The organism is Aquaspirillum soli, from assembly GCF_054781915.1.
On the sequence record NZ_BAAGTM010000001.1, the window covers coordinates 274,663 to 299,045 of the forward strand.

Genomic DNA, 24,383 nt, shown 5'->3' on the forward strand with positions numbered 1-24,383 from the left:
TTTTTGCGCGATTGACTGAGATACACACATGGCTGACGACAGCGATCAGGAAAAAACCGAAGCCGCTACCCCGCGTAAGTTAGAACAAGCTCGTGAAGAAGGGCAGGTTCCCCGCTCGCGTGAATTAGCAACATTTGCTGTCACCATGACAGGGGTGGCGATGTTGATGATGACTGGTGCGCAGATTTATCGAACACTTGGCCAAATATTAGAACGGAGCTTTACTTTTAACGGTAAAACTTTATTGCACGGCGAAAGTATGCTGGCTGAGCTTAAACAGTCCACTTTTGATATTTTATTGGCGTTAGCTCCCATTCTTGGTGCGCTGTTTGTGATCGCGGCAGCCGTGCCCATCTTAATCGGTGGGTGGAATTTTTCTGGTAAGGCGATTGAACCCAAATTTTCTAAACTCAACCCCTTGTCTGGTATCAAGCGCATGTTTTCGGTGTCGGCCGCACTGGAGGGCGGCAAGGCTGTTCTGAAAAGTTTGGTGATCGGTGGTGTGGCAACATGGGTGATTTGGAAAGAACGAGGTGAAATTCTCAATCTGATTACATTGCCAATTGAACGCAGTATGGCGACACTGGTTGGCCTGATGGAATACACCTTTTTAGTTGTCGTCGGTGCGATGTTATTGATTGTGGTAGTGGATGTGCCTTTTCAGCTATGGAACTACCAAAAAAATCTGCGGATGAGCAAAGAAGAAATTAAACAAGAGTATAAACAGAGTGAGGGTAGCCCAGAAATTAAAGGCCGTATCCGGCAGCTACAACGCGAGGCGGCACGAAAACGGATGATGCAGGATATTCCAACCGCCAGCGTGGTGGTGACGAACCCAACTCACTATGCGGTTGCACTAAAATACGAAGAAGGTATGCGAGCGCCTAAGGTCATTGCCAAAGGATCGCTACGTTTGGCCGAGAAAATCATCGAATCGGCAAAAGAACATAAAATAACCCTGATGCGGACCCCACCTTTTGCGCGTGCACTGTATCATCATGCCGAATTAGGAGAAGAAATTCCTCAAGCCCTTTATACTGCGGCAGCGCAAGTTTTGGCTTATGTGTTCCAACTGAAGCAATACCAAGCCCAAGGTGGGTTTGCGCCGATTTACCCTGAAAACCTGCCGGTACCGCCCGAACTCGATCCGGCTTCTAAAGACCCTTTGTCGTCATAGCGTATATCAATGGAAAACCTGCTTGCCTCTCTTAGGCAGTTCAATTTTGTTACCCTCTCAGGCCCCATTCTGATCTTATTGATCTTGGGCATGATGGTGTTGCCTTTGCCGGCTTTTCTGCTCGATATGTTTTTCACTTTCAATATTGCCATCTCGGTGATTGTATTGATGGTGAGTTTGAATGTTCGTAAACCGCTTGATTTCTCTGCCTTTCCCAGCGTGTTATTGGTGACAACGCTGTTGCGATTGTCGCTGAACGTTGCTTCTAGCCGTGTGATTTTGTTGGAGGGGCATACCGGCCCCGATGCCGCTGGTCAGGTGATTGAAGCCTTTGCCCACTTTCTGATCGGGGGCAATACTGCGATTGGTATTGTGGTGTTCATTATTCTGACCATCATTAACTTTGTGGTGATTACCAAAGGGGCGGGGCGGATTGCTGAAGTGTCTGCCCGCTTTACTTTGGATGCGATGCCCGGTAAGCAGATGGCGATTGATGCCGACTTAAACGCTGGTTTGATTGGTGAAGATGAAGCACGCATCCGCCGTTCCACTATCTCTGAAGAAGCTAACTTCTTTGGTTCGATGGATGGTGCGTCCAAATTTGTGCGTGGTGATGCGGTTGCCGGTATCTTGATTATGTTGATCAACATTGTCGGCGGCTTGATTGTGGGGGTGGCTCAACATGATTTACCTGTTGGCGAAGCGGCTCACGTTTACACCCTGTTGACCATTGGTGATGGTTTGGTGGCGCAAATTCCAGCCCTGATTATTTCGACTGCTGCGGGTATTGTGGTCAGCCGTGTTGGTACGGAAAAAGACATCTCTGAGCAGATGGTTGGCCAACTGTTTATGCAGCCGAGTGTGTTGTATATGACGGCTGGGGTGATTGGTCTGGTGGGGATTATTCCTAATATGCCGCACGTGGCCTTCCTACTGATCGCGGCGAGTTTGGGTGGCTTGGCCTATTGGTTAGAACAACGCAAGAAACAGAAGGAACAACAAGTCGAAACCGACACTGCTTTGGAAGAGGTGATGGAAGCGCCTTTGGCCGAGGTCAGTTGGAACGATGTTCAACCCGTCGATCCGGTCGGTTTGGAAGTGGGCTACCGTTTGATTCCGTTGGTGGATCGCTCACAAGATGGCGAGCTGTTGCGGCGGGTACGTGGGATTCGTAAAAAAATCGCGCAAGAAGTCGGCTTCTTGGTGCCGGCGGTGCATATTCGTGACAACCTAGAAATTCGGCCGAATGCCTATCGTATTTTGCTCAGAGGGGTGGAGATTGGCGCGGGTGAGGCTTATATCGGTCAGTTTTTAGCCATTAACCCGGGGCGCGTGTTGGGCCAAGTGCCGGGTACACCGACCACCGATCCAGCTTTCGGTTTACCGGCGGTATGGATCGAGTCATCCAATCGCGATTTAGCACAATCCCTTGGTTACACCGTCGTGGATGCCAGTACGGTGGTAGCAACACATATTTCCAATATTTTACAAACACACTCCTCTGAATTGCTGGGACGCGAAGAGGTACAGGCCTTGCTCGACCATCTGTCCAAAGAGGCCCCGAAACTGGTGGAAGATTTGGTACCAAAAGTGGTGTCGATCAGTACCTTGCAAAAAGTGCTACAGAATTTGCTCTCGGAAGGGATGCACATTCGTGACATTCGCAGCATTATCGAAACCCTGTCTGACCATGTATCGATGACACAAGATATTGATGATCTCACTGCTGTGGTGCGGGTCTCGTTGTCGCGTGCTATCGTGCATCAGCTGTTCCCGGGTATCCAAGAGCTGCCCGTGATGACACTCGACCCTCAACTGGAAAGTATTTTGCTGTCCGCAGTACAGAGCAAAGCCGGTGGTGGATTAGAACCGGGCTTGGCAGAAAGTTTATTACAGTCGGCATCACAAGAGGCTGAGCGTGTGGAACAACAAGGGCACAATCCTGTGTTGTTAACACCGACAGCCCTACGGCCTTTATTGTCAAAATTCTTACGCCGTGCCCTGCCGCAGTTGGCAGTTTTGGCACACAATGAAATCCCTGATAACAAAACCATCCGGATCATTGCAGTTGTTGGCGGCAGGGGATAATTCATCATGTTGGTAAAAAAATACTTTGGACGCACGACCCGCGATGCCCTGCGTCAAGTGCGGGAAGAACTCGGCGCAGATGCCCTGATTCTATCGAATCGCCCCCTTGCCTCGGGTGGAATAGAAATTATGGCGGTAGCCGATGGCGATGTCAGCGCTTTGGCACAGTCTTTGGCAACAGCGGCAGTCAATCGACATGCACCAGAAGCGGCCGAGAGCTTAGCTGCCTTTACGGGTAGCGGTTTAGCCACCCCCGCCACAGCACAAGCCAAACCATTAAACAGTGCGGTGATGGGGCATGCTTTGGCGCGAACCTATGCTGTCCCTGTTGAACCGCTTGATGAACCAGAACATATTCCCCCTGCAGCGCGGCCTTTGGTCACGCCTGCTGCATTTCAACCAGACAATCCTTCCCCAAACGCTGAACTCACATCGGCTGTTGCGAAAGCTGGGATTGCCGAGGTAGAGACTGACGAAAGCCCCTCTGAAACAGCTGAGCCAGAGGAAGAAGCACCGCCTAAGGCTGTGCCATTCCGTGAGTCGGTGATTGGTCGTTATGAAGAACGAGCCGCAGCGGAAATTGCCCCATCTGGACATTTTGCCGATCCAGCGACGACGGCGTTGGCGCAACAAAAAGACAGCCAATCGGTGATACCTAATCATTTGCGGGCACCGGAAACGGACAGTGAATTGCTTGAACGCAAGGAAGAACCTGATCCTGCATTAGAGAAACTGGATCTTCTGAATGAAGAAATCAAAACCCTGCGTAGCATTTTACAGGGGCAGTTAGCGAGTTTGGCATGGGCGAATTTCGAGAACCATGAGCCAGTACAAGCTGAATTATTTCGGCAGCTCTTGGCGGCAGGGATGAGCCCAGCGCTGTGTCGGCAGCTTGTCGCCAAGTTACCCACCCAATTTAGTGATGAAGCAGCCCTAAAGTGGGCGAAGTCTGCCTTAGCACACAATGTGTTGACCATTCCCGAACAAGAGGATGTGGTTGCGAAAGGCGGCTTGTATGCCTTAGTGGGCCCCACTGGCGTTGGCAAAACCACGACTGTAGCGAAGCTGGCTGCGCGTTGTACGATTCGACACGGTGCAGATCGGGTCGCCTTAATCACGACCGACAGCTATCGTATTGGCGCTCAGGATCAGCTGCGTTTATATGGCAAAATTTTAGGGGTCTCTGTCTATTCGGTGCAAAATGAAGCAGATCTCAATCTGACCTTGGCCGATTTGGGTAGCAAGCATCATGTGGTGCTGATTGATTCTGTTGGCATGGGGCAGCGTGATAGTCGTGTGAATGGCCAAATCGAGATGTTTGCTAACTCAGTTGGCCACGGTGGTAAAACCATTTCGCGTATTTTAGTGCTGGCGGCTAACTCTGATGGCCATACGTTAGAAGACGTCGTTCGTCGCTATCGTGGCAATGGTTTGGCCGGTTGTATCATTTCTAAACTGGATGAAGCTGTATCGGCTGGCCCTAGCTTAGATACCTTAATTCGACACCGCTTGCCGGTGTACTACGTGACAAATGGCCAACGTGTGCCTGAAGATTTGCATCTACCGAATGCCCAATTTTTGGTGGATCGTGCTTTTAAAGCCACGCGAGAACCCGGGCCCTACAGCTTGAAACGGGACGAATATCAACTGGTTCAAGCGGCACAAGCGAGTTGGTCATGAGTATGGGGATGGACGATCAAGCAGCGAGTTTACGGCGCCTGTTATCAGCAGGGCGCAAACCGTGTAGTTTTGCCTTTATTGGCGATCAATGCAGTGGTGTAAGCACTGTGGTTGCCGAGTTTGCGGCTGTGTTGGCATCGGATGGACATCGGGTCATGATATTGGATGCCCATGCAGATATGGGGCAAGCGCGCCGTCTCAAAGTCAATCATGCCCGCCATCTTGATGAAGTCATCGGCTATCAAGGGGCATTAGAAGATGCGATTGTCAGTTTAAGTTCCGGTGCTGAGTTGTTGAACTTGTACGTCCGGCCTTTTACCCTCGCCAATCTGCATACTGGTTTGGCCCACCGTTTGTCACAAGAGTTTTCTTCACGCTTGCGCGACTCGGAATGGATTTTGATTGATGCTTTGCCGCCGCGACAAGAACCTGCCTTGAGTGCCATTGCAGATCATCTGATTTTAGTGTTAACGCCAGAGGCAAAATCGTTGACTGAAGCCTATGGCATCATCAAACAACTATCGGGTGAGTTTGGTCGCCGAGCCTTTAATGTGTTGATTAACCATGCTGAATCGCTGGAAGATGCACAGCATATCTTTCGCCGTCTCACCTACGCTGCCAGTGAATATTTAAATGTCTCGCTGCGTTGGGTCGGTTTTATTCCCGAAGACTATCACTTGCGGCGCGCTTTAGTGATGAAGACTGCCGCCACTTTGGCGTTTCCGAAAAGTGAAGGGGCGATTGCCTGCACTCAACTTGCGCGTGCATTGCCGTTGTGGGCCGGTCGTACACCGACAGAAGGTGATACCCTGTTTGCGCGTTGGTTAGAAACTGTACGTCATCTGCAAGAAGCGGTGACCGCAGACAACCCCCACCCTTAAATCCTCTTACTTTTTCTCTCTATGTCCCGTATCCCAAAACATCTTGCTTATCAAACAGATCAAGAGCCTGTCGCTGACGATGTCTCGCGGCATACCGGATTGGTGAAACGTATTGCTTACCAAATGATGAGCCGTTTACCCGCCAGCGTTGAAATTGATGATTTGATTCAAGTTGGCCTCATTGGTTTGATGGAAGCGGCCCGACAATTTGACCCTCAGCAGGGGGTATTATTCGAAACCTTTGCCACCCAGCGGATTCGTGGGGCGATGTTAGACGAATTGCGCCGCCTCGATTGGCTACCTCGCCAAGCACGCAAGCAGGCAAAGCAAATTGAAGAGGCCATTTTTCGGCTGGAAAATCAGTTGGGACGCAGTGCACAGGAATCAGAAATTGCGGCTTTCCTTGAGATGGATCTAGAAAGCTACCAACAAGCTTTGTTTGAATGTAAAGGCCATCAAATTGTGTATTTCGAGGACTTTGCGACCGACAGAGAAGAATCCTCACATCCTGCAGAGATGTTGCGCGATGAAGGCCAAGTCAATCCCATTGATATTTTAGGGGAAGATCAATTTCGCTCTGCCTTGGTGGAAGCGATTAAAACCCTGCCAGAACGTGATCAGATGGTGATGAGTTTGTATTACGAACAAGAGCTCAATTTGCGAGAAATTGGCGAAGTATTGGGGGTAACCGAATCTCGGGTGTGTCAACTTCATACCCAAGCGGTGTCTCGTTTGCGTAGCAAACTCAAAGTGTGGTTATAAACACAGATGAAGGTAATACAGGCGATGTATCGTTCTTGATCGCTGTATCAAAGGAGTCAGCAGGGATGGATTTAATCAGTATTTTCGGCATTATCATCGGGATTAGCGCGATCTTGCTGGGGCAGGTGTTAGAAGGTGGGCATATCTCATCCCTGCTACAGATTACTGCGTTTTTGATTGTGATTGGGGGTACGGTCGGCGCAGTGATGTTGCAATCGACAGTATCGCAATTTACTGCTGGTTTGAAGTTGTTGGGATGGGTGTTCAGCCCGCCGGAGCTAGACGAAAAACGGGTGATTCGTGATGTGATTCACTGGAGCCAAATTGCGCGAAAGAACGGCTTATTAGCACTAGAAGACAATGTAGGCGGGGTGAAAGACCCTTTTACTAAAAAAGGCCTCCAGATGTTAGTTGATGGGGCAGAACCCGATATCTTGCGCGCGGCTCTCGATCTTGAAATCACCGCTTATGAAAATCAAAAAAAGCAAGCAGCTAAAATTTGGGAAGCCGCCGGTGGATATGCCCCGACGATTGGTATTATTGGTGCGGTGTTGGGGTTGATTCATGTGATGGAAAACTTAAGTGATCCATCAAAATTAGGGAGTGGTATTGCGGTGGCGTTTGTGGCAACGGTCTATGGTGTGGGTTCTGCCAACTTATTTTTCTTACCCGTTGCTAACAAACTGAAAACCCTGATTGCGGCACAGGTGGTGGCAAAAGACATGATGGTCGAAGGGTTGATCTCGATTTGTAACGGTGAGAACCCACGGATTATCGAAAGCAAACTACAAGGCTTTATTGCCCGTTAGTCGTGGTATTGGGGGCCTGTCGCCGTTGTTGGCAGCGCCCGACTTTCTCGCCTTCACGGCGATAGTTTTCCACCGTGTCAATTTGCCCTTGGTCACGTTCAATACTGGCAATCGCTGTTTGCATCCGTTTTTGCCAGATTTCTAAACGCGCCGTCAGGACTTTCTTGGCGGCGTCTTCATTTGCATATACCCCAACTGGCAGGTGTTCGATTTCATGGCGCAGTGCTTGCCCTTCGGTTTGTAATACCCGCCGCAGGCCACGTTGAAAAATCGCGACATGCTGCATTTCATGGGTGTAAGTCACCTGATACAAACAACTATTGGCTGGCGCATCTTTCGGCATATACACCACCGCCTTGGGTTGGCTGAAGGTTAATTTCACCGTGCCTGCGACACACAGCCGGCCATCCGCAGTGGGCTTGGCGTGAAAATTCATATCAAAGCTGGTCGAGACCGACGTTTTGGTAAAGCCGCCGACAAAGGCATTCGGCATCCCTTGTAGTGGTTTGATACCAGATTCTTGCTGAATACCGGCATAGTCTAGGCTGTGATTGACTTCAATCACGGTGGGTTCGAGTTGTAACAACAGCCGATTTTTCAGCCCGCTGTTGTCACAACTGACAGCCCATGCTGTGTGGCTCACCATACCGCAGGCCAACGGTAAGAGCAGTGGTAAATAACGACATAACATGGGCGTTCTTTCCTTAAGCTAACAAGTGTTCCATCACTCGCAGATAGACCGCCGATAAACGTGGAATATCTTCGATGGCAACGTGTTCGTTGATTTTATGGATGCTCTCGTTAATCGGGCCAAACTCGACCACTTCACGACAAATATCTTTGATAAAGCGCCCATCCGAGGTGCCACCGGTGGTAGAGAGCTGGGCTTCTACACCCGTGACATCATGAATCGCTGCACAGACGGCATCGGTTAATGCAGCCGGTTCGGTTAAGAATGGGTTACCAGATAATTTCCAATCTAACTGATAGTCGAGCTGGTGGTGATCTAACACCGCATGTACCTTGGCTTTTAATTCATCGGCGGTGTGCTCGGTTGAGAACCGAAAATTAAAACGCAGCTCGGCTTCGCCCGGGATGATGTTGACGGCACCGGTGCCAGAATGGAGGTTAGAAATTTGAAAGGTGGTCGGTGGGAAGTAGGCATTGCCTTGATCCCATTCAATCGCACACAACTCAGCGATAGCAGGGGCAACCAGATGAATCGGATTTTTTGCTAAATGTGGATAGGCAATATGGCCTTGAATACCCTTAACAATCAGATGCCCATTTAACGAACCACGGCGGCCGTTTTTCACTGTGTCGCCAAACACATGCACCGAGGTCGGTTCGCCGACAATGCAGTAATCTAATTCAATATGACGTTCTGCCAGCGTTTCTACCACGGCGCGGGTGCCATGCGTCGCAACACCCTCTTCATCGGATGTAATCAGAAACGCAATCGAACCCCGATGTTGTGGATGTTTTTGCACAAACACTTCACAAGCAGTGACAAACGCCGCCAGCGAGGTTTTCATGTCCGCTGCACCACGTCCATACAGTTTTCCATCACGGACGGTGGGCACAAAGGGGTCACTCTGCCATTGCGACAACGGGCCCGTCGGCACGACATCCGTGTGACCAGCAAAGCAAAGCAAGGGGCCTTCTGTGCCACGACGTGCCCAAAGATTATCGACGTCAGCAAAGCGCAGCATTTCAATATCAAAACCGATGGCGGCCAGTCGTTCTGCCATCAATTTTTGACAACCCTGATCTTCAGGGGTAACCGAGGGACGACGAATCAGTGCTTCTGTCAGTTCGCGAGTGGGATCATTGTGCATGAGGGAAACATTCCTGATAACGAGATTCTGAAAACCCAACTTCAATCCGTTGTGCTGTTTGTAGCACCGGACGTTTAATCAGCGTTGGGTATTGTTGTAAGACATCGAGCAGGGTGGCAGGGTTGTCTGCTAAAGCCTGTTGTTCTGCGCTTAGCTGACGCCACGTTGTGCTCTTGCGATTGAGCAATGACAAATCAGGCTGTTGTGCTAACCAACTTTGTAGGCAAGCGAGGCTGAGACCGTCACGGCGAAAATCATGGAATTGATAGGGAATTTCACGTTGATCGAGCCATCGACGCGCTTTTTTCACGCTATCACATTGGCTAATACCATATAAAACATTGGGCATGGCAAGTTGAGAAGGGTGACAAATAGCAACAGTCTAACATACCGCAGAGAGGGCTTTTGTGGTGCTGATAGAGAAAGGGGCTTGACTTATAAATGAGAAGGCTTATCATTTGCGTATGGATACACTACGCACCACTTCCCCAGCTTTGCCATCGGCCCTGACTCCGCCGGCACCATCGACACCGATGCCACCGGCGTTAGACAGCCGGCATTTGTTTGCGAAAACAAAAGAGATTCTCATCGAGCATCACGGTGAGCTGTATCGCCTTCGTTTAACGCGAAATGACAAAATTATCTTAACCAAATAACCGATTTTGATGGCTGCGTGCCATCGAAAAGCAAGCTCGCCAAGTCGCTACCGGCTTGGCTTCGCCAGCCCACCGCCTTTTGCGGTTAGCCAGCCAGAGCACGATTCCGAATTAAGGAGATGCTATGACTGGCGGCCATTTTTCCCGCTCACATTGGACACTGTCACAGATTGCACTGTGTCTTGTTGCTGCTTTTCCCCTGTCTGCAGCAGCAGATAACGCCACAACCGAACCGCAACAGGTCAAACGCCTACAGGCGGTGTCAGTGGCGGCTTCGCGGACTGAGCAAGCTCTAGATGAAACTGCACCCTCGGTTGATGTGATTGATCGACAACAACTCGACCGCCGGATTGCAGCAGATTTGCGCGATTTGGTCAGTGATGAAGCTGGGGTCAGTGTCAGTCGTGAACCCGGGCGGCGTGGTAATGCCGGTGTAACGATTCGTGGGATTGGTGGCAATCGAATTTTGACCCTGATTGACGGCGTGCGCCAACCCGATCAGTACGGCGGTGGCGGTGGGAATGGTGCGATCTCTGGTGCTGATTACACCGAGCCAGAAAGCTTAAAGGCGGTGGAAATCATTAAAGGCCCTGCTTCTAGCTTGTATGGCAGTGATGCGATTGGCGGGGTGATGGCTTACCGCACTTTATCGGCTGCTGATTTTGTCAGCGCAGATAACCCTTTGTACTTTGGTGTGAAATTAGGCGGTGACAGTGCCGACCAGAGTACGGCAGCAACCTTGACCTTGGCTGGCCGCAATGATCTGGCGTCGGCATTATTGATGTATACCCGTCGTCATGGCCATGAAACCGACAATCAAGGACGCGATGACAGTAGCGACGGCACAGCAGCCAGTCGCCGGACGACGCCTAATCCACAAGCTTGGGACAGCGATAATGTCCTGTTGAAGCTGGGCCTACATCCAAATCCACAACACGACTTATTCTTTACCTATGAGCGTTTCCAACGCCAACAAGATAGCAATGTGATTTCTGCGCGCAGCAGTGGATCACCGACAACTGGCAGTTTGTTAAGTCAAATGGCCGATGATGATCAAACCCGCGAACGTTTTACCTTAGCGCATCAATGGCAAGATAAAGATCACCCTTGGATTCAAGCAGCAAAGTGGCAGATTTATCACCAAACGCTCGATCAGACCGAAGATGTGCGTGAGCATCGCTTAGGGCCGAGTAATGCCCGTTTACGGACCTCGGACTATCGCTTTGCACAAACCCTCACCGGTTTGGATGCCCAACTCGAAAGCCGGTTTTTTGCTTTGGGCGCTGCGCATCGCTTGATTTATGGTTTTGATGCTTCGCGTACTGAAACAGAGCGTTTGCGTGATCGTACACAATGGAATGCTGATGGTTCGACGACCAAAACCGTAGGCGGCGAGCCCTTCCCACAGAAAGCGTTTCCAGACAATCGCACCGATCGCTTTGGTTTATTTGTCGAAAACCAAATGCGGTGGGATAACGGTTGGACCGTGACACCTGGGCTGCGTTATGACTACTACCGTTTGAGCCTGCAACAAGACGCGCTATCGCAAAAAATTAACCAAAATGGCCCGCAAGCCAGCGATCTGTCTGACAGTGCTTTATCCCCCAAATTGGCATTAGCGTATGCCTTTAACGACCAAATCACAGGTTTTGCCCAGTTCTCAACCGGCTTCCGTGCACCGCCATTTGATGATGCCACCATGGCTTTTATGAATGCTGCTCATGGCTATGAGGTATTACCCAATCCAAACTTAAAAGCAGAAACCAGCCGTGGGATTGAGCTGGGGGTCAAAGGCCGTTGGCAAGAGGTTGAGCTTGATGTCAGTGTGTTCGCCAATCGCTATCGTGATTTCTTAGAACGCCAATTAGTCGGTCAACGCAGTGTACAAGGCCGTCCCTTGGCAACCTATCAATATGGCAATGTCGGGAAGGTCAGTATCCACGGCGCGGAAGTGAAGGCAGGCTGGCGCTTCGCTCCTCATTGGCAAATCAGTGGCGCGCTTGCTTGGGCTGAAGGGGATAACGACAGCGAAGGTACCCCATTAACCTCGGTAGAACCGTTAAAAGGTCATCTGAAACTGGCCTATAGCACTGAGCCGTTTGGCGCCGATGCCAAGCTGCGTTTTGCTGCGGCTAAGAGTCGCGTGCCGCAATCGACGGATAGCCGAGGTCAGGCTACCGCTGGCTTTGCCCCTGCAGGTTATGGCGTTGTCGATTTAACTGCGTATTGGCAAGTCAATAAACAGCTACGCATCAATGCGGGGGTGTTCAATGTCTTTGATAAAACTTATTGGAATTGGAGCGATGTGAAGGGCTTTGCTGCCAATAGTGCAGTGTTGGACTTCTATTCCCAACCCGGTCGCAGTGTGGCGGGTACGATGGAATATCGCTTTTTCTAATCGCTATCCATTCACAACATGATAAGGAAGAGAAACTATGGAACGTGCGCCAGAAGCGTTATGGCAAGCTTTTGCTACTTTAAAACGAGATATGCCACAGATGCGAATTCGCGATGCGGCACGGCAGTTAGCCATCAGTGAAGCAGAGTTGGTGGCTGCCGACCCTGATGCCGTGGCATTAAAGGCGGATTGGCCAACTTTGTTGATGGCTATGCGGACACTCGGGCCTGTGATGGCATTAACGCGCAATGAGGCTTGCGTCCACGAAAAAATTGGTTTGTACGACAATATCAGCATTAACGGAAATATGGGTCTGGCATTAAATCCAGAAATCGATTTGCGGTTGTTTCTCTCTCATTGGAAATATGTTTTTGCGGTAGAGCATCGTCAAACTGACGATAAAGTACAGCGCAGTATTCAAGTATTCGATCGCTATGGTGAGGCAATCCATAAAATTTTCCTGACACCGCAAAGTGATGTGTCGGCTTTTAATAGCGTCAAGCAAGATTTACAGACAACCTTGCTGCCATTGGTGATTGATACCGTCCCTGCTTCCTCGGTAGAACTCCCTGATGACGCCATTGATGTGGCGGGGCTGCGGGCAGGTTGGTTGGCGTTAAAAGATGTACATGATTTTCATGGTTTGCTGACACAGCATAAGGTGTCGCGGCAACAGGCGTTCCGTCTGGCACCAGAAGGCCATGCGTGGACGGTGGCAAAAGATGCCATCGAGCCGTTGTTACATCGTGCCAGCGAAACTGAAACCCCGATTATGGTATTTGCAGGCAATCGCGGCTGCATTCAAATTCATACCGGCCCTGTTCATCGTGTGGAGCGTTTAGGGCCATGGTTGAATGTCTTAGATCCTAATTTCAACCTTCACTTGCGTACTGATTTGATTCAAGAAGCGTGGGTGGTCAAAAAGCCGGGTGACTGCGGCATGTTGACGTCGCTGGAACTGTTTGATGCGCATGGTCAATCGATTGTCACGCTGTTTGGTGAACGCAAACCGGGTAAGCCAGAGCTGGCCAGTTGGGTGAAGTTGGTCAGTGAGTTGGCGGTGGAAGATGGTGATGTGGCGTAAGTCTCTTTCGACAGCACTGCTGGCGCTGTTGGCATGTCCTGTATGGGCTGCCGCGCCAGAGCGGATTGTGGTGATGACGGCCGATGTGGCGGATGTGGTGGTGGCCTTAGGTGCCGCGCCAACAGTCATTGGTCGAGATCGCTCTAGCCAACACCCTGCCTTGGCTTCGGCAGCGGTGATTGGTTTTAATCGCTCATTGAGCGTTGAACCGATTGCCCGCTTAAAGCCTCAGCTGGTGTTAGGAAGCAGCTTGGCACAACCGGCGACCATTTGGCCTCAATTACAAAAATTGGGCATTCCTGCGCAACAAGTGAGCCAACATGAAGATGGGCGTGATTTTGCAAATAGTATTCGTGAGATTGGCCGTTTGTTAGAACAGTCGGCGCGTGCAGAGCAGCTGGCGCAGCAATGGCAACAGGGGATGACGGCAAAGACGGCAACGGGTGTGCGCTATTTGTTCACGTATGACGGGAGTTTGGTTGCCGGTAAAAACACCGCTGCCGATACTCTGATTCGTGCTGCTGGTGGTATCAATATCGCCGAGCATGACGGTTTTAAGCCCTTATCGCGTGAGGCTTGGCGTAGCTTGAAACCGGATGTGATTGTGGTGGCCGATCACAATCGTGCTATCACTGGCGGTCGTGCCGGTTTGTTGGCGCGTCCTGAAATTGCATTAACACCGGCCGGACAAAAAGGTCGGGTGTATGAATTGCCGGCTGGGGAAATGTTCCGCATTGATTTGGACAGTCCGAAAGCGGTGAGCAAGCTAGGACAACTGTAATGCGTCATCAAGCCGTAGGGTATGGGTTGGCAGTAGCTGTCAGTGTGTTGGTGGTGATCGTGGCGATCACGGGGCAAGGGGGGCTGTGGGCATGGCCGGATTGGCAAGACCCCTTATTACAAGAACTCCGGTTGCCACGCATTGCCAGTGCTTTGCTGGTTGGTGCGGCATTGGCAGGCAGTGGTGCCGCGCTACAAGCCTTGTTTCGTAACCCATTGGCCGATCCGGGTTTGATTGGAACGTCAAGCGGTGCGGCGTTGGGGGTGGTGTTACTCATTGCGTGGGGTGGGACCGCCAGTTTTGGTTTACCACTGGCTGCATTTGTCGGGGGCTTATTGAGCACTGGCCTGATTTTATTGTTGTCGCGAGTAGCGGGAAACAGTGAAGCGGCGTTGTTGCTGATGGGTTTAGTGATTGCAGCTTTTATCGGTGCCATGACCAGTTTAGTGCTGTTCTTATCCGATGATCTGACCTTGCGTGGTGCAATGGCATGGCTGGCGGGTAATTTGTCAGGGGCCAGTACCTCGCCGTTAGGTGTATCTGCAGCAGCGATTGCGCTTGCTCTGCTGTTATTGATTGCCTTGGGACGCGATTTAGATTGTTTGGCATTAGGTACAGACAGCGCCCACGGTTTGGGATTGTCTTTAGCGGCAACCCGCGCTTGGGTCATTGTTGCAGCAGCATTAGCAACGGGGGCTGCGGTGGCGTTGTCGGGGGTCATTGGTTTTGTGGGCATGATGGTGCCCAATGCGCTTGCTTTGGTGGTGGGGGGAAGTCGGCGGCGGTTGATTGCGCTGTCGGCTTGGCTGGGTGGTTTATTTTTACTGGCGATGGACACGGTATCCCGTCTGGTGGTGTATCCCATTGAGATTCCCGTCGGCCTGCTGACTGCATTCACTGGGCCACCGTTTTTTATCTGGTTGTTCTGGTATCGGCAAAGAAAGGTCAACTGATGCAACGCGATGCAATTCCCCTGCCTGTGGCCCATGAAACAGCACTGTCTGCATTTCAAATAGACCAACTCTCTTTGCAAATGGGTCATAAAACCATTCTGCAATCTGTCAATACAGTGATTCCTCGTGGCAGCTTGTGTGTCTTGATTGGGCCCAATGGAGCGGGTAAAAGCACTTTGTTACGCCATCTAGCGGGCTTATTACCACCGCAACAGGGCGAGGTGATGTATCACGGCCAGCCGGTCACTCAATTAAAAGCCCGACAACGTGCCCAGCAGATTGCTTGGGTGGGGCAACATCCGCCGAGTGATTGCAGTTTGAGCATTGAAGATTTCGTGATGTTGGGGCGCCGTCCTCATCTTGGCCGTTTTGCGTTGCCGAAGGCAGACGATCGGCAACGGGTACAACAGGCTTTGCAGGCGCTAGAGCTGACCGCTTTGGCTGGACAGCGTTATCAACAGGCGTCTGGGGGGGAGCGTCAGCGTGCAGTGATTGCACAGGCTTTAGCCCAAGATACGCCAACTTTATTATTGGATGAACCGACGAATCATCTTGATTTACGTCATCGCCAGATTTTAATGCAGCGGCTATTTGCCTTGACTGCGCGGGGAAAAACGGTGGTGGCGGTGTTACACGATTTAGAATTGGCGGCAAAGTATGCTGATTGGCTGGTGTTATTGCATCAAGGCCGTGTTTTGCGCGCTGGCCCACCGGCATGTGTACTCGACAGCGAAGCGTTGAGCATTGCCTACGATTGGCCGATTCGTGTGGTGCAAGAAAGTCATGGTTGGCGTTTTGATGTGTTACATGAGGTAAACCATGTTAAAGCCTCTGCATAGTGCGCCTGTCTCGGCATCGGTCACACCTCGCGCCGCCAGTGCTGCTTTGGGGAGTGTGTTATTGCATGGTGGGGTGATTGCACTGTTGACTTGGGGTGTGCAACACACTCGGGTTCCGGCAGTGGCTATCACGCCAATGGTGGCACCCCTGACCGCACAATGGATTGAATTGTTGCCCGCACCGCCTGTTGCCGTTGCTGACACTGTTCCCACTCCAGCCGCGAATGCTGCCCCCTCACGCGCTGCGCCACCGGTGGTTAAGCGTTCAACACCCGCGCCGGCTGCAGCACCAGTGTCATCTACTGCACCTTCTGTTCGTGCACAGACTAAAACCGAGCCTGTAACCAAGACGGTTGCAGAATCGCCACCGGCTGCCTCGGCCGTCCCTGTGGTTGTGACAACTGAGTCATCCTCACGGCCGAGTCACTTTCAAGCACCACGTTTTGATTTGGCCTATTTAGACAATCCCCCACCGCGCTATCCACGGACTGCCCGCCAGATGGGATGGGAAGGCACCGTACTATTGCGGGTAAAAGTCAATTCACAGGGGCGTGCCGATGTGATTCGTCTTGCCCGCAGCAGTGGTTATTCCCCGTTGGATGAAGCTGCGCAAGAAGCGGTGGCGCGCTGGCGTTTTGAACCCGCCCGCGAGGGGGAACAGGCGGTGTCAGCATGGGCGGAAGTGCCGCTTGTGTTTCAATTGCACGCCAGTTAAAACCACACCATATCTGCCCACTGTGGCAAATCACTGCTGCTAGCGAAGCTCACCACTGAAACCGCAGCAAATGCACTGCCGCTGCCATCGGCATCGTAGTATAAGGTTCGCGTTTGGCTATCGAGCAGGTAGCGCGCTGGGCTGCTGGTGGTCAGTGAGGAGACGTTTTGCCAGTCTTGCTGGGTTGCGGCAATAAATACTTTGCTGCTTAACGCCAGTTGATCTTCACCCGCGCGAAAATCCATGAGGGTAGCGGTATCTCCGCTCGCTGCCGCGCGCGTGATTTCAAAGCGATCAGCCCCCGTTCCTCCGCCTAAGGTATCGCGCCCGCCACCGCCATCAAGCGTTTGTGTACCTTCACCAAAACGGATGTTATCGGCGTATGGGCTACCTATTAGATGTTCCACTTGCAATAGCACATCTTGAAATTCACCATGTTTAACCTGCCATAAGTGCGTGTCACCACTGGCTGTGATGGCAGTGCCCACGCCACTGTAGTTCACCTTATCGAGGCCGCTGCCGCCATCGACCATCTTATTGCCTAGGCCAAGGTAAACTTCATCATCACCACCACGCAGCATTACATTGTCTTGCCCTGCTTCGGTGTAAAAGAGGTTATTTTGATCATTGCCGATCAAAGTATCGTCATAGCGGCTACCGTTTATTGCTTGGATGTGGCGGAATAGGCTGACACCGCTTTCATTCCACACCACCCCCACGCTGTCGTTATCGGTTCCGAAAAATACGGTGCTGCCACTGGCGGAGGATTGCAATGAAAGGGTGTTGTTACCACTGCCGCCATCAATCCAATGAGATCCACGTTGTAAGGCAATCCGATCATCGCCTCCACCTGCTAAGACCGCTTGCCCCGTTTGGTTGAGTAAAACCAATTCGGCTGTGTCTTTGCCGATAAGCCACAGATCAGACTGCCAGCGGCCATCTAATAACTGTAAGGTGGTTGGCGGTGTGTCGGCCTGAAACCACTGTGTGGCCGTTTGGTAAGCCGGTTTCCCTTGTACGGTATAACCGCTGTCGCTGTTGTTAAAATTAACACTGGGTTGTGTTTCCCAATTCCACAGATGGATGCCTTGTAAGCCGCCGGTGTGAGTGGAAAATTGACTGAGTGCCGATAACATGCCTTGTAGGGCGGCTTGTTGTTCCTGCACATCAACGGTGGTGTTTTGTTCGTAGTCTTCCGGCTTGAGTGCTGCACCGTCGATGCTACGATAGCCTGCTTCGGTGATTAACACACGATGTCCGGTGGCGTTTTGCAGGGCACTGATTTGGGTTAAGGGTGCTATTTCCCCTCCTACACCAAGGTACCAGCTTTCCATGACTTGTGCTGCGTTGACCGCGTAACTCCCTGCGCTTACTGGATAGGCAGTCACGCTGGCAAAATCAAGCTGATCCCAAAAAGGTACATTCAGGGCGGCGCTCAAGGTGGAACTATAGGTGAGTTGTCCTTGGTAGACCCCCCGAATCGCTTGGATGATGTCTGTCCACTGTGTTTGATAACGACTGATAGCCAAGGAGCTGAATTCTGTTCCTAACACAAACACATCCACCTGATTGGCTTGTGCCAATGTTGCCTGTTCAACAATCCAAGTGCGATAGGTCTGAAACCAAGCCTCGGGATCGGTCGGTGCAAAACGGCCACGCCAGTCATCAGTTTGTGGGCTGAAATGCGGCTTATAGATGACTTCTACATTCGAATAGCGTTGTGCAGCTTGTAAGATTGTGGCGATATTCGCGGCTGATTCGGTGCGGCCATCGGCAACGATCGTGCTAGAAAAACGATCTTTGGTGTAAGCCGTTGCTACGATAGAGATGCTGTTAGCACCACTGGCGACCAATTCGCGTAGTGATTGTGCGGTATCTTGACTGGCAAAACGCCCATTCCACCATGAGGGTAGGGCAAAGCCTTGGCTAGTAAATGAAGTCATGGAGACAGTCTCGGTAAAGGCCAGACGAGCAAACGCCCCCGAGGTGGGGGCGTATGAGCAAACAACTGTGGTCAGCTTAGCGGGCTTTTACAAAATCTGCACCCATTTCGCGCCGGTAGTATTCATGGAAATGCTGCATTCCATCTTCGGTTGGCGATTGGTAAGGGCCGACTTCGGATTCACCACGTTGCCACAGGGCACGGCGGCCTTCGTGCATCCGGTAGCAAATCTCATCATCTTCAACAGCGGTTTCAAAGTAAGCTGCTTTTTCTGCTGCGATAAAGTCAGGCTCAAACCACACGATTTCTTCTGGGTAGTAAAACTCAGTGATGACGGTGGTTTTTTCTGGGCCACGAGGAATCGCGACACTGACCACTAACACATGGGGATACCACTCCACCATTATGTTTGGATAATAGGTCAACCAGATTGCGCCAAACTCGGGTTGTTTTTCTTGGTACTGTTTGAGCACTTCTTGGTGCCACTGGCTGTAAACCTGACTGCCTGCCCGTGCCAGACGATTTTTCACGCCAACTGTTTGCACATGGTATTGTCGGCCCCATTCCCATTTCAACTCGCTGCAGTCAACAAAGTTGCCCAAACCAGGGTGGAACGGATCAACATGGTAGTCTTCTGAATACACCTCGATAAAGGTTTTCCAGTTGAAGTCGTATTCAGTGGTGACAGATTCTGAGTAGGCGTATTGATCAAAACTCAGATGTTGGGCGACACCTAGACTGGCTAAATCCTGTTGAATGTCGCGTTTTGCGTCAAACAACAAGCCATTCCAAGAGACCAACTGTGTTTTACCCAGATTTAGACAAGGATTATCGGCGAAATGAGGTGCACCGACTAAAACGCCCTGATTATCATAAGTCCAACCGTGGATATTACAGGTGATAAGATCACCATTGCCGCGACCCTTATGGATGAGGGCTTGCCGATGTCGGCAGACATTCGACAATAGCTGCACACCGCTTTCTACTCGTTTGAGCATTTTGCCGTGATCCATCCACGCCAAAGTGTGATAGTCACCGATATTCGGCACCATCAGCTCATGTCCATAGTATTGCGGAGCGTTGCGGAACAAACGTTCTTGTTCCAATTGATAAATGGCCGGATCGAAGTAAACATCGACCGGAAGTTGCGTGGAGGAGGCGCGCAGAGTATGCGCGTTCGCCAGATCAGACATTATTCCCAATCCCCAATATCTGAAGAATCAAGACCAGCCGAATCTCGCTGAAACGAGTTTGCGGATACCTATTTCTTACTTAGCCAATTCAAAGTTGTGGTGTGAGTTGGCTTGAAAGCAAGGGGCCGGATTGTCGCCGTAAGCGTATGGAGATGCAAGCCTTTTGTGAAAAAAACTTGCTAAAAGTAGTTTTTCATCAAAGTTTTAGTAAAAAGCAGGTTAAATCGAGGGATTTTGCTCACATATCTTTAACATCCATGTCGTAAAGTTGGCTTTATCTTCTTGGCATGTCTGGTATCCTAGGCTGGTTGTGCCTTTGGCCTATCCGCCCCCTTTTTGGAGAAATCGATGTCTTCTGTGTTGGTGATTAACTGTGGTAGTTCCTCTCTGAAATTTGTTTTGTTAGACCCAGAAACCGGCGAGGTAGCATTAAAAGGTTTGGCTGAACGGCTGGGACAGCCGGGGGCACATGTGCTATTCAAGGGTGATGAGGGCTACGAATTCGATCTGCAGCAAGGGGCTCACAGTGAAGCCATGCAGGCCGTGTTGGCTGAATTGGACAAACGCGATTTGATGACCAAAGTGCGGGCTGTAGGACATCGTGTTGTTCACGGGGGAGAGCGTTTTCAAGGGGCTATCACCATTGACGATGACGTGTTAACGGCAATAGAGGCGTGTTCTACTTTGGCACCACTGCATAACCCTGCCAACTTAATTGGGATTCATGCGGCTCGCCAACATTTGCCTCACCTACCTCATGTGGCTGTTTTTGACACTGCTTTCCATCAAACCATGCCATCACATGCCTATTTATATGCAGTGCCGATGTCCTTGTATAAGGAACATGGTGTGCGTCGCTATGGTTTCCATGGCACCAGCCATCGCTATGTGTGCCAACGTACCGCTCAATGGTTACGCAAGCCAACCGATGAAATTTGTATGATCAGCGCGCACTTGGGTAACGGTTCGTCTGCTTGTGCGATTGTGGACGGCAAAAGTGTTGATACCACCATGGGCCTGACACCACTAGAAGGTTTGGTGATGGGAACGCGCTCGGGTGATATTGACCCAGGTATTTTGCCGTTCTTATGCGAAGTGTTGAAAACCGATGTGCAGGGTGTGAATGAACTGTTAAACCGCAAGAGTGGTTTGTTGGGGTTATCTGAGTTGAGCAACGATTGCCGAGAATTGTTAGAGGCAGAAGCACAAGGTCATCAGGGAGCTCACTTGGCATTGGAAGTGTTTGTTCATCGTTTAGCGAAAGCAATTGCCGGTTTGATGACCAATTTGCCACGGATTGATGCTGTGGTCTTTACGGGTGGCATTGGTGAAAATGCACCAAGTTTACGTGCTCGTACCTTACAGCGTTTGGGTTTATTTGGTTATCGTGTTGATGCCCAGGCCAATGCAGTGTGCGTGGGAGGTAAAGAGGGGCAAATCACAGCGGCTGGTAGTCCGTTGGCGCTGGCACTTGGCACGGATGAGGAACGCACGATTGCACGTGATACGTTAGCACTTTGCTAGTCGTTGAAAGCTTGTTGACCTGCGGCAGAGACGGTTAACCATTGTAGATGACAGTCCGCCATCGCCGTTTCTGTTTCCAATCGTTGTATATGGCAGCGCGTGGGTGATAACACACCTTCGCGTTGCGTTAAAAAGTCAATTAATTCAAATAGTTGCTTATCTTTTTGTAAGCCAATTTGTAAGGTAACGGTCGTGGTTTGCCACAGATCTTGTTTGTGTCGATCTGCTATTGAAAAACGAAGTTGCCAATTTGCTGAGATCACTTTTCTTTGTTCCAGCTTCTCTAATGTTTGTAAAAGAGAGACTCGGTTTTCTGTTTCGAATAAACGGCTATTTTTCAATTTGTATTTTTGTAGGGACATATTTTGCTTAGTCGAAACAGTAGTCTGTTGATACTGTTGTAACTGATTTTTTAAGTCATAGACTTTGTTATAACAGTAAAAAGCATAACCGGCGAAAAAAATCGACAGTACCATACAAAAAACCAACAACCTGATAGTATTTTTTGGTGGTAAATGTTGATTAATATCTTTGATGTTAAGTAAGAAATACATGGTCGCACTCGCAATAAAAAATCACTGACATTTTGTTATATCTTCAACATCGATAGTCAGTTTGAAAGCGGAATGATTTTTGACTTGATGACTTGTCCAATCTTGATCTACTCGTAGTGGTAGGGGCGATTGCTCAATAGCTGTTGGTAATCCTTGTTTTTTTAGCGAGCTAGTCACGGCTTGTGTCCATACCATTGCATGATGTGGAGTAATATCAGTGATAGTGTCAAGGTCGAGAGTGATTTTTAACTGCGATGTTTTTTCCGTAATCTCATATTGCCAAGTGTAGTGTTTGATTTTTAATGGCCATGCTTTTTTGATCGTCTTTTCAATAATATTAAAACACTTTTCTGGTGGCCTAATAGAGTCGAATTGTTGTAATCTTCTTAACACCTGATTTTGCTGTTGCTGTTTAGCCTTTTGCCTTTCAGCTGTAATGAATTGCTGTTTTTGTAACGCAATCGCTTTTGTAAGTTCTTGCTCTTGTTGGTACAAAAAGCCAAAGCTAGAAATAGATAAGATACTGATAAATAATGTGAGCCAGATGCCTCTATTGCCTCTCTTTATAGCCTGACGATTAAAAAACATCTTGCGTAAATCAGGTAAAGGATAACTATTGATTTTTTTGATGGCTGGATTGAATAAAATGACTATCTCGGCTTTTGATGTAATGGTCAGTATCTTGTTTGTTTGTCCAGTGGACTTTTGCCAGTTATCAATCTCCTGTGTTAACCATTCTGGTTCTTGTTGTAAGTATAAATCTCTCTTCGCTTTCAAGAGGCCATCTTGATAAGTGTAGAAGTGTAATAGTCTCTCGGCTTGATAGCAAATATCGGTATGTTTTGAATTTTTTAGAATCGTATTGGTAAATAAATCGAAGATATTGATAACCTTTGATACCTCAATCCCTACCTCGCTTGCTACTGTAAATATTTTTTCGATCAACTCGTCTTTTTTAATACTATAACAGAACAAATGCTCTCCTTTTAATTGATAGATAGTATCATCTTGTTTTTGAGCATGTCGAAGCCGATATAGTACTCTTTTTTGATCAATGACACTCATTTTAGGCAGTTGTTCTACCTTGCAATCGATTAGCGTGCTACTTAATACAAAGTAAAAAATTGTTCTTTTATTGTTTTGTAGTAGATTCTCCCAATCGTTGAGCCAGTTAGATTGTTGCTGGTTATTTATTGATAAAGCGGCTATTTGATCAATCTTACTGCTGTTTCCTTGAAAAAAGAAGGTTTCTATCTGATGGGGTTCAATAAAAACAATCGCTTTTTTCATTTTTATTGTCCTAATTGGCCACCAAGTTCATATAATGGGCCAAGTGTTGCTACAATGAAAAAAGCGAGTATTGAACCAATCAATAATGTTAAACAGGGCTCGATAAGTTTTTGTATCTTTTGTAGTCGTCGATTAGCTTTTTGACGGTAAAATTCAGAAATGTAATCCAAACAAGGGATGATCCGACCTGTTTTTTCTGCGTTATAAATTAGAGAAACGACCACCTTAGGTAGCAACTGTGACTGGTTTAAAGCGTGATGAAAAGAAAGTCCTTGCTCTATCTTCTTATAAATAGAATCAATCTGCTGTTCAGCAAATTTATTTTTACTGATGTGTGTGCTTATTTTTATCGCTTCTGGTAGCGTTAATCCGCTATTTAAGGTAATGCTAAGAAGCCGGCTAAACTGGCTGATAAAAATCATTTGTTTGATTGGCCCGAAAATCGGCAGTTTCCAGTAAAAAACCCCGATTTGGTAATGTGAAATTAAACCTGTTTTCACCGAGACGAAAATAATCAAGAATAAAAGAATGAAAATTGGTAGTAAGAGGCTGCTATCTTTTTGTAACCAATCGGCTATGGCAATTAGTATTATGGTTGTTGTAGGGAGTTCCTGATCTAAGCTTAATAAGAAGCTCGCTAATTCTGGCAACATCCAATAACTTAAAAAAATTACAGCGCCCAATCCAACTGACACAGTAAACAATGGATATAACATTGCTTGTTTTATGATTTCTTGATTGGCTTTTTGTTCTTCTAAATATGAATAAGCATATTTTATGCTTGAAATAAGACTGCCACTGTTCTCACCAATTCTGATAAATTCTTTAACCATAGGTGAGAAAACTTCGTTATTGCTTAATGCCTGATGTAATGGTTTACCTTGTTCCAAGCCAATGAGCACCGCTTGCAAAGCATGTTTTCGAATAAGGGTTTCACTAGATTCAATTAGACTTTCTACTGAGGATACAACGGTAATACCAGACTCTAGTAAGAGTAGCCATTCAAATAGTAACTGAATTTGCTGTTCGACTTTGATTTTTTTATTAAAAGAAAATCTGTTTTCTATACTTTCACTTTTTATTGCATACTCAATCAGAAAAAGATTGCGTGATTTTAATGATTTTTCTAACTCCGCAACACTTTCTACCTGAATACATCCGGTGTGGATTCTTTGATGGTTATCGATAGACCTATAGCAGTAGTTTTTCATGATTTCCC

The 24,383-nt window shown here is 49.0% G+C and carries 22 protein-coding genes; 14 read left to right on the plus strand and 8 right to left on the minus strand.

From position 1 onward, the window contains the following. Positions 1 to 28 precede the first annotated feature (28 nt). The 6 genes from flhB (at position 29) to ACYVJG_RS01420 (ending at position 7,397) form a co-directional block, all read left to right on the plus strand. Entirely contained in the window at positions 29 to 1,177 is a 1,149-nt protein-coding gene (gene flhB, locus ACYVJG_RS01395) for a flagellar biosynthesis protein FlhB (RefSeq protein ID WP_460429425.1), read from the plus strand. A 90-nt stretch (positions 1,178 to 1,267) separates the two neighbouring features. Then, positions 1,268 to 3,265, plus strand: a complete 1,998-nt coding sequence (gene flhA / locus ACYVJG_RS01400) for a flagellar biosynthesis protein FlhA (RefSeq protein ID WP_460429426.1) — start codon at positions 1,268 to 1,270, stop codon at positions 3,263 to 3,265. A gap of 6 nt (positions 3,266 to 3,271) precedes the next feature. Further along, positions 3,272 to 4,945, plus strand: a complete 1,674-nt coding sequence (gene flhF, locus ACYVJG_RS01405) for a flagellar biosynthesis protein FlhF (RefSeq protein WP_460429427.1) — start codon at positions 3,272 to 3,274, stop codon at positions 4,943 to 4,945. Then, positions 4,942 to 5,826, plus strand: a complete 885-nt coding sequence (locus ACYVJG_RS01410; RefSeq protein WP_460429428.1) for a MinD/ParA family ATP-binding protein — start codon at positions 4,942 to 4,944, stop codon at positions 5,824 to 5,826. The genes flhF and ACYVJG_RS01410 overlap by 4 nt, the downstream gene beginning before the upstream one ends. 21 nt (positions 5,827 to 5,847) lie before the next feature. Then, entirely contained in the window at positions 5,848 to 6,588 is a 741-nt protein-coding gene (locus ACYVJG_RS01415) for an RNA polymerase sigma factor FliA (RefSeq protein ID WP_460429429.1), read from the plus strand. Between the two features lie 65 nt (positions 6,589 to 6,653). Next, positions 6,654 to 7,397 carry a flagellar motor protein gene (locus ACYVJG_RS01420; protein WP_460429430.1) on the plus strand — a complete coding sequence of 248 codons (744 nt, stop codon included), beginning with the start codon at positions 6,654 to 6,656 and terminating at the stop codon, positions 7,395 to 7,397. On the opposite strand, the gene ACYVJG_RS01425 is transcribed toward ACYVJG_RS01420, so the two are convergent. From ACYVJG_RS01425 to ACYVJG_RS01435, 3 genes are read right to left on the minus strand one after another with little or no spacing between them, the layout of a single operon-like run. Beyond that, positions 7,384 to 8,088 carry a hypothetical protein gene (locus ACYVJG_RS01425; RefSeq protein ID WP_460429431.1) on the minus strand — a complete coding sequence of 235 codons (705 nt, stop codon included), beginning with the start codon at positions 8,086 to 8,088 and terminating at the stop codon, positions 7,384 to 7,386. The genes ACYVJG_RS01420 and ACYVJG_RS01425 overlap by 14 nt on opposite strands. 13 nt (positions 8,089 to 8,101) lie before the next feature. Next, a complete protein-coding gene (gene dapE, locus ACYVJG_RS01430) occupies positions 8,102 to 9,235 on the minus strand; it encodes a succinyl-diaminopimelate desuccinylase (protein WP_460429432.1) in 1,134 nt (377 codons plus the stop codon). After that, entirely contained in the window at positions 9,225 to 9,584 is a 360-nt protein-coding gene (locus tag ACYVJG_RS01435) for a Spx/MgsR family RNA polymerase-binding regulatory protein (protein WP_460429433.1), read from the minus strand. Before ACYVJG_RS01435 ends, dapE begins: the two co-directional genes overlap by 11 nt. A 115-nt stretch (positions 9,585 to 9,699) precedes the next feature. On the opposite strand from ACYVJG_RS01435, the gene hemP reads away from it, so the two are divergent. From hemP to ACYVJG_RS01470, 7 genes are all read left to right on the plus strand, one after another. Next, a complete protein-coding gene (hemP, locus tag ACYVJG_RS01440; RefSeq protein WP_460429434.1) occupies positions 9,700 to 9,891 on the plus strand; it encodes a hemin uptake protein HemP in 192 nt (63 codons plus the stop codon). A gap of 124 nt (positions 9,892 to 10,015) precedes the next feature. Continuing rightward, positions 10,016 to 12,289 carry a TonB-dependent hemoglobin/transferrin/lactoferrin family receptor gene (locus ACYVJG_RS01445; protein WP_460429435.1) on the plus strand — a complete coding sequence of 758 codons (2,274 nt, stop codon included), beginning with the start codon at positions 10,016 to 10,018 and terminating at the stop codon, positions 12,287 to 12,289. A gap of 37 nt (positions 12,290 to 12,326) precedes the next feature. Then, positions 12,327 to 13,373 (plus strand): hemin-degrading factor, encoded by a 1,047-nt coding sequence (locus ACYVJG_RS01450; RefSeq protein WP_460429436.1) that lies wholly within the window; start codon positions 12,327 to 12,329, stop codon positions 13,371 to 13,373. After that, a complete protein-coding gene (locus ACYVJG_RS01455; RefSeq protein ID WP_460429437.1) occupies positions 13,363 to 14,154 on the plus strand; it encodes a heme/hemin ABC transporter substrate-binding protein in 792 nt (263 codons plus the stop codon). Before ACYVJG_RS01450 ends, ACYVJG_RS01455 begins: the two co-directional genes overlap by 11 nt. After that, the gene (locus tag ACYVJG_RS01460) at positions 14,154 to 15,107 is read left to right on the plus strand and encodes a FecCD family ABC transporter permease (protein WP_460429438.1); all 954 of its coding nucleotides are present in this window, start codon (positions 14,154 to 14,156) and stop codon (positions 15,105 to 15,107) included. Before ACYVJG_RS01455 ends, ACYVJG_RS01460 begins: the two co-directional genes overlap by 1 nt. After that, positions 15,107 to 15,946 (plus strand): ABC transporter ATP-binding protein, encoded by an 840-nt coding sequence (locus tag ACYVJG_RS01465; protein WP_460429439.1) that lies wholly within the window; start codon positions 15,107 to 15,109, stop codon positions 15,944 to 15,946. The genes ACYVJG_RS01460 and ACYVJG_RS01465 overlap by 1 nt, the downstream gene beginning before the upstream one ends. Beyond that, entirely contained in the window at positions 15,927 to 16,661 is a 735-nt protein-coding gene (locus ACYVJG_RS01470) for an energy transducer TonB (protein ID WP_460429440.1), read from the plus strand. The genes ACYVJG_RS01465 and ACYVJG_RS01470 overlap by 20 nt, the downstream gene beginning before the upstream one ends. Here the strand turns inward: ACYVJG_RS01470 and ACYVJG_RS01475 are convergent. Continuing rightward, complete coding sequence (locus ACYVJG_RS01475) at positions 16,658 to 18,604, minus strand: glycoside hydrolase family 113 (RefSeq protein ID WP_460429441.1); 1,947 nt, start codon at positions 18,602 to 18,604, stop codon at positions 16,658 to 16,660. The genes ACYVJG_RS01470 and ACYVJG_RS01475 overlap by 4 nt on opposite strands. A 76-nt stretch (positions 18,605 to 18,680) precedes the next feature. Further along, positions 18,681 to 19,796 carry an aromatic ring-hydroxylating oxygenase subunit alpha gene (locus ACYVJG_RS01480; protein ID WP_460429442.1) on the minus strand — a complete coding sequence of 372 codons (1,116 nt, stop codon included), beginning with the start codon at positions 19,794 to 19,796 and terminating at the stop codon, positions 18,681 to 18,683. 348 nt (positions 19,797 to 20,144) lie between these two features. Between ACYVJG_RS01480 and ACYVJG_RS01485 the strand changes: the two genes are divergently transcribed. Then, positions 20,145 to 21,320, plus strand: a complete 1,176-nt coding sequence (locus tag ACYVJG_RS01485) for an acetate kinase (RefSeq protein WP_460429443.1) — start codon at positions 20,145 to 20,147, stop codon at positions 21,318 to 21,320. Here the strand turns inward: ACYVJG_RS01485 and ACYVJG_RS01490 are convergent. Genes ACYVJG_RS01490 through ACYVJG_RS01500 form a run of 3 tightly spaced genes read right to left on the minus strand, consistent with a single transcriptional unit; the run spans position 21,317 to position 24,375 of the window. Beyond that, positions 21,317 to 21,874, minus strand: a complete 558-nt coding sequence (locus tag ACYVJG_RS01490; protein ID WP_460429444.1) for a hypothetical protein — start codon at positions 21,872 to 21,874, stop codon at positions 21,317 to 21,319. The two genes, ACYVJG_RS01485 and ACYVJG_RS01490, sit on opposite strands and share 4 nt — an antisense overlap. A 21-nt stretch (positions 21,875 to 21,895) precedes the next feature. Next, positions 21,896 to 23,164, minus strand: coding sequence for a hypothetical protein (locus ACYVJG_RS01495; RefSeq protein WP_460429445.1), 1,269 nt, complete (start codon positions 23,162 to 23,164; stop codon positions 21,896 to 21,898). A gap of 2 nt (positions 23,165 to 23,166) precedes the next feature. Further along, on the minus strand, positions 23,167 to 24,375 hold the full coding sequence (locus ACYVJG_RS01500) for a type II secretion system F family protein (RefSeq protein ID WP_460429446.1): 1,209 nt from the start codon (positions 24,373 to 24,375) through the stop codon (positions 23,167 to 23,169). Positions 24,376 to 24,383: the final 8 nt, after the last annotated feature.

What these genes read in the sequence shown, in the direction of transcription:
- flhB (WP_460429425.1), top strand. Translation starts at nt 29, where the DNA reads ATGGCTGACGACAGCGATCAGGAAAAAACCGAAGCCGCTACCCCGCGT.
- flhA (WP_460429426.1), top strand. Translation starts at nt 1,268, where the DNA reads ATGATGGTGTTGCCTTTGCCGGCTTTTCTGCTCGATATGTTTTTCACT.
- flhF (WP_460429427.1), top strand. Translation starts at nt 3,272, where the DNA reads ATGTTGGTAAAAAAATACTTTGGACGCACGACCCGCGATGCCCTGCGT.
- ACYVJG_RS01410 (WP_460429428.1), top strand. Translation starts at nt 4,942, where the DNA reads ATGAGTATGGGGATGGACGATCAAGCAGCGAGTTTACGGCGCCTGTTA.
- ACYVJG_RS01415 (WP_460429429.1), top strand. Translation starts at nt 5,848, where the DNA reads ATGTCCCGTATCCCAAAACATCTTGCTTATCAAACAGATCAAGAGCCT.
- ACYVJG_RS01420 (WP_460429430.1), top strand. Translation starts at nt 6,654, where the DNA reads ATGGATTTAATCAGTATTTTCGGCATTATCATCGGGATTAGCGCGATC.
- ACYVJG_RS01425 (WP_460429431.1), bottom strand. Translation starts at nt 8,088, where the DNA reads ATGTTATGTCGTTATTTACCACTGCTCTTACCGTTGGCCTGCGGTATG.
- dapE (WP_460429432.1), bottom strand. Translation starts at nt 9,235, where the DNA reads ATGCACAATGATCCCACTCGCGAACTGACAGAAGCACTGATTCGTCGT.
- ACYVJG_RS01435 (WP_460429433.1), bottom strand. Translation starts at nt 9,584, where the DNA reads ATGCCCAATGTTTTATATGGTATTAGCCAATGTGATAGCGTGAAAAAA.
- hemP (WP_460429434.1), top strand. Translation starts at nt 9,700, where the DNA reads ATGGATACACTACGCACCACTTCCCCAGCTTTGCCATCGGCCCTGACT.
- ACYVJG_RS01445 (WP_460429435.1), top strand. Translation starts at nt 10,016, where the DNA reads ATGACTGGCGGCCATTTTTCCCGCTCACATTGGACACTGTCACAGATT.
- ACYVJG_RS01450 (WP_460429436.1), top strand. Translation starts at nt 12,327, where the DNA reads ATGGAACGTGCGCCAGAAGCGTTATGGCAAGCTTTTGCTACTTTAAAA.
- ACYVJG_RS01455 (WP_460429437.1), top strand. Translation starts at nt 13,363, where the DNA reads ATGTGGCGTAAGTCTCTTTCGACAGCACTGCTGGCGCTGTTGGCATGT.
- ACYVJG_RS01460 (WP_460429438.1), top strand. Translation starts at nt 14,154, where the DNA reads ATGCGTCATCAAGCCGTAGGGTATGGGTTGGCAGTAGCTGTCAGTGTG.
- ACYVJG_RS01465 (WP_460429439.1), top strand. Translation starts at nt 15,107, where the DNA reads ATGCAACGCGATGCAATTCCCCTGCCTGTGGCCCATGAAACAGCACTG.
- ACYVJG_RS01470 (WP_460429440.1), top strand. Translation starts at nt 15,927, where the DNA reads ATGTTAAAGCCTCTGCATAGTGCGCCTGTCTCGGCATCGGTCACACCT.
- ACYVJG_RS01475 (WP_460429441.1), bottom strand. Translation starts at nt 18,604, where the DNA reads ATGACTTCATTTACTAGCCAAGGCTTTGCCCTACCCTCATGGTGGAAT.
- ACYVJG_RS01480 (WP_460429442.1), bottom strand. Translation starts at nt 19,796, where the DNA reads ATGTCTGATCTGGCGAACGCGCATACTCTGCGCGCCTCCTCCACGCAA.
- ACYVJG_RS01485 (WP_460429443.1), top strand. Translation starts at nt 20,145, where the DNA reads ATGTCTTCTGTGTTGGTGATTAACTGTGGTAGTTCCTCTCTGAAATTT.
- ACYVJG_RS01490 (WP_460429444.1), bottom strand. Translation starts at nt 21,874, where the DNA reads ATGTATTTCTTACTTAACATCAAAGATATTAATCAACATTTACCACCA.
- ACYVJG_RS01495 (WP_460429445.1), bottom strand. Translation starts at nt 23,164, where the DNA reads ATGAAAAAAGCGATTGTTTTTATTGAACCCCATCAGATAGAAACCTTC.
- ACYVJG_RS01500 (WP_460429446.1), bottom strand. Translation starts at nt 24,375, where the DNA reads ATGAAAAACTACTGCTATAGGTCTATCGATAACCATCAAAGAATCCAC.